This is a genomic window from Parabacteroides caeci, assembly GCF_023656795.1.
GTDB classification, from domain to species: domain Bacteria; phylum Bacteroidota; class Bacteroidia; order Bacteroidales; family Tannerellaceae; genus Parabacteroides; species Parabacteroides segnis.
The window spans coordinates 71,928-80,715 of record NZ_JAMOKT010000031.1; the positions used below are offsets into that span (position 1 = coordinate 71,928).

Annotated in this window: 5 protein-coding genes and 1 pseudogene; 1 reads left to right on the plus strand and 5 read right to left on the minus strand. The window is 41.4% G+C overall.

Going from position 1 to position 8,788, the window contains the following annotated elements:
- Positions 1 to 11 precede the first annotated feature (11 nt).
- The 5 genes and pseudogenes from NBH15_RS15945 to tyrS all read right to left on the minus strand — a co-directional run bounded on the left by NBH15_RS15945 (position 12) and on the right by tyrS (position 7,378).
- Positions 12 to 3,380 (minus strand): TonB-dependent receptor, encoded by a 3,369-nt coding sequence (locus NBH15_RS15945; RefSeq protein WP_244050510.1) that lies wholly within the window; start codon positions 3,378 to 3,380, stop codon positions 12 to 14.
- Positions 3,381 to 3,586: 206 nt separating this feature from the next.
- Positions 3,587 to 4,576, minus strand: a complete 990-nt coding sequence (locus NBH15_RS15950; RefSeq protein ID WP_128134504.1) for a FecR family protein — start codon at positions 4,574 to 4,576, stop codon at positions 3,587 to 3,589.
- A 78-nt stretch (positions 4,577 to 4,654) separates the two neighbouring features.
- Positions 4,655 to 5,239, minus strand: coding sequence for an RNA polymerase sigma-70 factor (locus NBH15_RS15955; protein WP_128134505.1), 585 nt, complete (start codon positions 5,237 to 5,239; stop codon positions 4,655 to 4,657).
- A gap of 297 nt (positions 5,240 to 5,536) precedes the next feature.
- Positions 5,537 to 5,854 (minus strand): annotated as a pseudogene (locus tag NBH15_RS15960) (ORF6N domain-containing protein); the annotation flags it as partial.
- A 231-nt stretch (positions 5,855 to 6,085) separates the two neighbouring features.
- Positions 6,086 to 7,378, minus strand: coding sequence for a tyrosine--tRNA ligase (gene tyrS, locus NBH15_RS15965; RefSeq protein WP_128134506.1), 1,293 nt, complete (start codon positions 7,376 to 7,378; stop codon positions 6,086 to 6,088).
- Between the two features lie 511 nt (positions 7,379 to 7,889).
- Between tyrS and NBH15_RS15970 the strand changes: the two genes are divergently transcribed.
- Positions 7,890 to 8,216, plus strand: a complete 327-nt coding sequence (locus NBH15_RS15970; RefSeq protein WP_250823036.1) for a hypothetical protein — start codon at positions 7,890 to 7,892, stop codon at positions 8,214 to 8,216.
- The last annotated feature ends 572 nt before the right edge of the window (positions 8,217 to 8,788 follow it).

An 8,788-nucleotide genomic window follows, 5' to 3' on the forward strand; every position in this document is an offset into this window, starting at 1 on the left:
AGATTTTATTTTTAGAAATTAACACTAACACCACCACCAAGGGTTCTCATTATAGGATAACCAACACCGCTCCATCCTGGGTTCAATTCCGGATCCCAATGTTTGAATCCAGAGATGTAGAACAAGTTCGTACCTGTTGCAAACAGCTTGATACTAGAGATTGCATTACCTAGAGGCTGGGCAAAATTAAACGTGTAACCGATATTTAAATTAGAAAGGCGGATATAATTCGCCTTCTTCCAGAAGAAATCAACATCTGTCCAACCATATGAACGATAGTCGCGCGGAGCCAACATAGGCAGATCAGCATCGGGGGTTTCCGGAGTCCAAGAATTTTCAATCCATTCCATGTTCCACATCTGGTTGTCATGGTAATCTCCTATGACACCAAAATTTTTATGGTTATGGAATTTACCAGTAAATGTAGCTTCTACAGAAAGCCCTTTCCAAGTAGCACCCAAATTCAAGCCCATATAAACCGGGTTATTGTTGTTGTATAGGATATCCTTATCATACTTGTTGATAACACCGTCTTTCACACCATCAGGACCACTCTTGTCAATATAGACGAACGAACCGGGACGAAGATCTACACCACCGCCTGAAGGCATGACATAATTAGGATTCTCCTTCTTGAAGGCATCTACTTCTGCTTGCGAACGGAGGATACGTCCTTCGTAAGCAGCAATATAACTACGGTCTTTACCTACGGGGATTTCCCAATCCAACAAACCGGCAGCATAATCCTGTACCTTTACTGTATTCCATCCGTATGACAAGTTCAAACCAGCATGCCACTTGACTTTCCCGAAGCTATCTTCCCATCCCACACTGAAATCGAAACCTTGTCCGTTGATCACACCGTAGTTTTCAGCCGGCATCGTCTTGGAGAAAGTGGTTGGAAGCGAATTTTGGCGGTTACCCAAGATATCATACGTATGCTTGTGCCAATATTCAACAGCACCGTGCAGGTGACCCAAGAAACGGTAATCTACACCGACGTTGATACCGGTAGATTTTTCCCAAGTCAGGAACTCATTCACCAAATTTCCATACTGTAAACCATTATTCACAGCAGCGTTTTCACCGAACATGTAGTTACCACCATTCTTATAACTGGTCTGCCACTGCCATCCACCGACAGCGTCGTTACCTGTTAAGGCAACAGATCCACGCAACTTCAAGAAGTCAAGCCATTCAACATCTTTCAAGAAGCTTTCTTCAGAAGCGACCCAGGCAGCCGATACAGCGGGGAACACACCCCAACGTTCGCTAGGTGCAAAGTTCATGGAGCCGTCATAACGAACAGAGAGGTTCAAGATATATTTGTTGGCATAATCGTAACCGCCAATAAATACCCAAGAAGCACGTCCGCCCTCCGTATCAGGACCACCATTGGAGAACTGTTTATCGGCAGAAGAACCGGCTGCCCAGAACTGGTCGGTCTGGTACAACGGGAACTGGTCGCGGCTACCATATACATAATAGTGATTGTTGTTCGAAGCTTCGTATACGGCAGCCGCATTCACATGATGGTCTCCCCAACGTTTATCGTAATTAACCTGAAAGTTCAACTGTTGGTAAGTCCACCAATTACCCGAAGCAGAAACACCGGCACCTTCATTGCTGACATAATAATTAGTCAAATTGTTTACATCAATGATATGGTTGTTTTCACCCGATTTTATCGGATAATAAAACCTTTGCAGCTCAGTGTAGTTCTTACTACGCGACGAGTTCCAACTTCCCAAATAAGAAGCCTTTACGCTCATACCTTCTATCCATGGTAATTTATAAGTCAAGCTGACGTTGGCTTCGGGTCGTATCCAGCTATTTTTTCTGTAACCGGAAGCACCTTCAGCAGCCGCAGCCGGGTTACCGTATGCCCATCCATCGCCAATCCACTTACCGTCTGGAGAACGTGAAGGCATATATTCAAATGATACACGTGCTTTCGTGTAAGTCGCGTCCGTACCTTCTGTCGGTGAAGAAGCATAGTTTGTATTCGTATTGGCAACAGAAGCGTACAATTGCAAATCGTCGGTTATGTTAGCCGTCACATTCAAACGTATATTCAACTTATTATAGTCGGTTGACTCCATGAAACCACTCTGTGTATAGTAGTTGGCTGCCCCAAAGAATTTAATTTTTTCCGAACCGCCGCTGACGCTTAACGCATGATTCATCACGTAAGGCGTATGCCATGTATCATCAAGCATGTTAAACCCTTGTCCGGGAAGGTTTTTGGCCCATTCCAACTCTTCATCGCTCCAACCCGCACCTTGGGGAGCAGTCAAGCCGAAATTTTTGTATGCCTGATTAATAGCCATACCTTGCTGATAAAGATTCGTCAAAGCTACTTCTTGCGTAGCGAAGTCGGCAGAGTAATTGGCTGTATAGTTAACCGATATCTTCCCTGAGCTACCGGAACGTGTCGTAACCAAAATAACTCCCGCATCCGAACGTGCTCCATAAACAGCAGCCGAAGCGGCATCCTTCAACACGCTTACCGATTCAATTTCATTCGGGCTTAAATTATTGAACGTTTCCGCATCACGTACAATCCCGTCAATTACATACAACATCGGTGAGGAATTCCACGTCGTACCAGTACGTACCCCTACACTTGCCTGCTCGCCCGGCTTACCGGAAGGAACGGAGATATGCACACCTGCCATTTTACCGACCAACGACTGTGCGGCACTGTTTGTCGGAATCTGTGCCAACGATTCCGTGAATTTGGTTGTCTCAACAGATCCGGCCAACAGCCCTTTCTTCTGAGTAGTATACCCCACTACGACCACCTCTTCCAAAGCCTGGGTGTCTTCTTTCAGAATAATCGAAAAATTATTTTTTTTACTTACAGATATACTTTGGGTTATATAACCAATATAAGAGATTTCAATTCTTGCATTGTCGGGCACTTCCAAGGTAAACTTTCCGTCCATATCCGTAGTTGTTCCTGTATTTGTTCCCGGAATAGACACGTTCGCACCGATAATAGGTTCGTCATTATTATCAAGCACAACTCCAGTTATCGTTTTAAGTTTCTGATTCACACCTGGTAATTCAGACTTATCAGCTCTGTATAATACAATATGTTTATCACTGATCGTATACCTGATATTCTCACTTTTGAATATTTCATCCAGAATATCCGTCACCAGTTTATTCTTTACATTAACAGATACTTTACGGTTTACATTTACCTGATTCAGGTTGTAAGTAAAATAGAATGAACTTTTCTGCTCTATCATTGACAAGACATCCTGCACTGTCATGTTCTCCACGTTCAACGATAGTTTTACCGATTGCGAGTAAGTGACACTCGCCGTGATTTGCATTGTACCCAATAATAAAAACAATAAGATACACCTCATAATAAATAGACTTTTCCGGAGCCATGACGATTTATGCGTACCGCATGGCATACACTTCTTAATAAAATTCATACATTTGTAAATGATTAGTTAGTAATAAATTTAGGTTGTCTCTAATGCGTTACTCGCTTAATCCGAACCGGGGATGTTTGCAGCATCTTCGGTTCTTCATTTTTATAACATCCATGTCTTCTTCATAAGCATTCTCATTTTATAGGTTTATAAATCTGTATCTGATCCCCCTGAATTTTATAATCCAGTTTGCGGGTATCTTTCAATAGGGTAAGTATCTGATTTATTTTAGCTGTTTCCTTGAAACGGCAAGTAAATAATTCCGTATTGAGTTCCTGATCTTTCACTGTGATATGAACATTGAAACGACGTTCCAGATCAACTACAATATCGATCAGTTGTTTATTAATATAAGCCGCTTCGCCCACCGTCCACGATTTGACTAAAGAGGTGTTGACCGTTTTATTGACTATCAGGCCGTCATCTTTAGAATAGGTAACCTGCTCATTCGGTCTTAGAGTTACTTTATGTTCATTGTCATTTGTAGCGACTTCCACTTTTCCTTCTGCCAATGTTATGGAAGACGGTTCTTCATTGTATGCTCTCACATTAAACTTCGTGCCCAATACTTTTACCTGGAGTAAATCAGCATGTACGATAAACGGCGCTTTTTCATTATGTGCGACTTCAAAAAAACCCTCGCCTTCAAGCTTAACATCCCGTATCTTTGATGAAAACTGAGCAGGATAGGTAAATTTACTATGAGAATTCAGCCAGACTTTTGTACCATCGGATAAGGTTAAAGAAGCCCTTTGACCATTAGGGACTTCAATCGTATTCATGGAAGAGGGCTGTTCCTGCAATAAAAAATAAAGATTAGTACTTAATAATCCGATCAGCACAATTGCTGCAGCATATTTCATCCATGAAATATAAACAGGACGTCTCCGGCTTATTTCCACTTTTACTTCCTTTTCCTGCAATCCGGACATAAAACGTGCATAGGCCCTTTCGACCTCTTGTTTGTCGGAAAAACGTAGCTGGTCTTTCAAACTCCAGATACGCTCCATCTCAAACAGCCAATCAGCATTTGCCTGATCAGAAGCAATCCATTGATCGACCACCTTTATTTCTTCCGAAGTACATCGGTGGATTAAAAATCGTATTAGTATTTCCTCATTCATAGATCTTTCTTATCGTTTATATAAAGAAGACAACTGGGGCATCGGAAACTACGTAGTCAAAAATGAAAAAAGTTCAAATTAATTTATAATCCGACAAAAGGCGATATATAGTATCAGCAAATCTTTTAAATCTTCCCGCAGGAAAAGTACTGCATTACGGACATGAACTGCTACCGTACGTGTTGATATTCCAAGCTTATCAGCAATTTCTTTATGCGGCAAATCCTCATAATAACACAGCCGGAACACTTCTGCCGCTTTAGGTGGTAATTTTTTCACGGAAGCTTCGATCTGTTCACGAATATCACAGTCGATCACTTGTTTCAGTACATCATTTGAATCGGTCCGGTCATTCAGGAAAGCGATACGTGCTTCGGCTATTCGTATTTTAGCATTATACTCTTCTACGACCATTTGATGTTTCAGATAATTCAGACAACGGTTCTGAAGAGATTTAAAGAGATAGGACTGTACGCTATTTACATCGATTTGTTGTTTTTGTTCCCAATAGAATGTAAAGATATCCTGCACCAGATCTTTCGCTGCCTGTTCATCCACAAAACGACAAGCCAACGACAGCAGTTTCGGATAAAAGTGAACAAAGAATCTTTTAAAAGCTTCCTGATCTCCTTCCTTTATTCTATGTATATCAATAGGCCCCAAGTTATATAAGTCTTAATTAACAACAATATCTATCAGTGGTAATACCAAGTTCTTGAGGAACTATGGCGTTATTTCGTGATAAGAGGCTTGAAATCAGACATCTAAGGGAAATAGTGCAATTATCTTCGAATATTCATTTTTAAATATTATTTTTCTGTTTATAACAGATCCATGGATTTTCCTACCTGAATTAACTATTTATAATATAAATAGATTATATTTGCGGTGGGAGAAATATATTAGTTCCTCAAGAACTTCATACCAATACCTAAAACGAGGGAATAGCCTGAATCCTTTAATTTCTATAGCCGTATCAGAGTTGAGAACACTACTCAACATTGAAACCCCTAACTCACTGAAAGCGTACGGCATGTATTTAGGATGCTGCCCTCTACCTTTGTTTAAGGTGCTAAAATTGCACCTTAAAGACTCCCACTCATCCTTTGTTAATTCAAACATGAAGTCCGGTGCCGGGAAACGCCTAATATTATTCTTTACAGATCGTTTCAGATATTTTGTTTCAGTACCGTACATCTCAGCTAAATCAAAGTCTAACATGACCTTTTGCCCTCGTATCTCGTATATCTTACTTTGTATCAACTGCAGCTGTTCCATACTATTCTACTTTGATGTTGATATTCTTACCATAAACAAAAAACCGTTTACTATCATATTGATAATAAACGGTCTATTTAGATTGTGTTGTCTCACGAGGATTCGAACCTCGACAGACAGAACCAAAAACTGTAGTGCTACCATTACACCATGAGACAATCCGGCGCTTTATCTAAAGCGATGCAAAGGTAAGAATAAAATCTTACCTTGCAAGCGTTTTCAGCATTTTTCTTATTTTGCAATCAGCAGATAATAGTTCTTTTTACCTCTCTGAACCAGCAGGTATTTTTCATTCAACAGAGAAGAACAGTCGATAACAGTTTCTGCATCAGCCAGTTTTTCTTTGTTTACGCTGATACCACCACTCTGCACCAGTTTACGCATCTCACCTTTTGAAGCGAAAACGGCAGCTTTCTCTGTGAGCAGGTCGATAACTTTTACGCCGGCACTCAGTTCGTCACGGCTGATCTCAAACTGCGGAACACCTTCAAATACGGCCAACAGTGTGTCTTCGTCGAGCTTCATCAATGATTCGTGGGTAGAGTTACCGAACAGGATATTGGATGCTTCAACAGCTGCTTCGTAATCTTCCAGGGAATGAACCATTACAGTGATTTCCTTTGCCAGGCGTTTCTGCAACGGACGAAGGTGGGCAGCTGCGGCCTGTTCCTCTTCCAATGCGGCAATTTCTTCTTTGCTCAGGTCTGTGAAGATCTTAATATATCTGGCGGCATCGGCATCGCTTACGTTCAACCAGAACTGGTAGAATTTGTAAGGAGAAGTATAACGACGGTCCAACCATACGTTACCCGATTCCGTCTTACCGAACTTGCCACCGTCGGCTTTTGTGATCAGCGGACAGGTCAAGGCGAATGCCTCACCACCTGTTTTACGGCGGATCAGTTCAGTTCCGGTAGTGATGTTACCCCATTGGTCGGAACCACCCATCTGCAAGCGGCAACCTTCGTTCTGGTACAGGAACAGGAAATCGTATCCCTGCAACAACTGGTAAGAAAATTCTGTGAAAGACATACCTACACTCGATTCGGAGCTAAGACGTTTCTTTACAGAATCCTTAGCCATCATATAATTAACTGTCAGGTGTTTACCGATATCACGAATAAAATTCAGGAAGGTATACTCTTTCATCCAGTCGTAGTTATTCACCAACTTGGCTGCGTTAGGAGCATCTGAATCAAAATCCAAGAACTTAGCCAACTGCTTTTTAATACATTCCTGATTGTGGCGAAGCGTTGCTTCATCCAGCAGATTACGTTCTGCAGACTTCATTGAAGGGTCTCCGATCATACCGGTGGCACCACCGACCAGAGCGATAGGACGGTGTCCGGCACGCTGTAAATGCTTCAGCATCATTACACTAACAAGGTGTCCGATATGTAATGAATCGGCCGTCGGGTCAATGCCTACGTACGCAGAAGTCATTTCTTTCTGTAACTGCTCTTCTGTTCCGGGCATCATATCATGAATCATGCCCCTCCATCTTAATTCTTCAACAAAATTCATCGTTTTAATTATTCATTATTATATAGTTAATGCGGGCAAAGATACGACTTTATGTGGATACGCAATTCATAAAGTAAACATAAACAAGACAACCGCATCAAAATAAAGATTCATTTTGTTGACAGATTGCATACATTAGAACCCAAATTGCAGATTACCATCCACAAAAAGCAACACTCTTCTACCTACTAATTATTCATAAATCCGCCAGCCATAATTTTTGCTATTTCAAACCAATATTCTACCTTTGCTACCATTACCGGGGAGAAATCCGGTATAATGTTATAGAGCATTTAATTATCTTCACGTAAAACTGGAAATTTAACGAAGACGATATTTAGATGTTCGTGCCACGCTTATGTAAATTTTGTTACGATAAGTGGGGGTACGGGCATGCTACGTATTCTCGTCTTTGGGGTCTTCCAGTACCTACGTGAAGGGTTTATGTATATGTTACGTGCCCCTTTTTTGTGCGGTTGCGAAACATATCTGACTTAAAATCCAGTAGGATATGAAAAAGAAAACACTAGTACAACTTCGCCACATCGCCGACCGCATCCCGCAACAATGCCCCTGTGAGATTGCCACCTTTCTTTACTCCATCTGTGAGGAATGGAAATTTGCTTTTTTGAACGGTTGCCTGGTATTTATAGCAGATGGAACCCCTGTCCTCGTCATGCCGCTAACCACTATTTATGGGACATTAAGAACAGGCAATACACTCTATATCCTTTGTTGTAACGGAGCACTCCATTATTTCGACCGGAAGACGCACCAGCATTGGGTTACTTTCCTCGACAATACGGATGAAGACCTCTTTAACAGCATGTTCAACTGATACGGATTAACCGAACTTATTATCGGATGAAAATTTATTCTTTATTGAAAAATTGTTTTGAATTCATTGACTGGTTTTATTATAGAAAAAATTGAGCTAATGTGGCAATATGCCAATGTACCAATTTAGAAATAATTGAACTATCTGCTAATTATAGGATGAACCAATTAGTGACGGTGCCTTCAGGCTGTAGGCCTGTAACAAACTAGCCCAGGGTTGGAACCCTGGATTCCCTTGAATCCTTCTTTTTCTGAGGCACCCTGTAAGGGTGCGACAAGAAGGAAATGGTTGATATTTATCTTGTCCCGCCCCTACAGGGCGGAAAGGGAGAAGCGGGTTTTCATAAACCCAGGGTTAAACCCTGGGCTGATTTGTTAAAGCCTTACAGGCTTACATTGACACCGTAGGGGCGTTCGCGAACCACCCCTACCAACGACGCAACATTCAATTCTGATAATAAATGAAGCATTTACAACTGATAAATTCTGAACTAAGTGAATTCCGTGAACAGGTAAATAAGTCTTCTATCTGCTATTTGCACCAAACGGGAGTTAATATGCTGGGAATATACC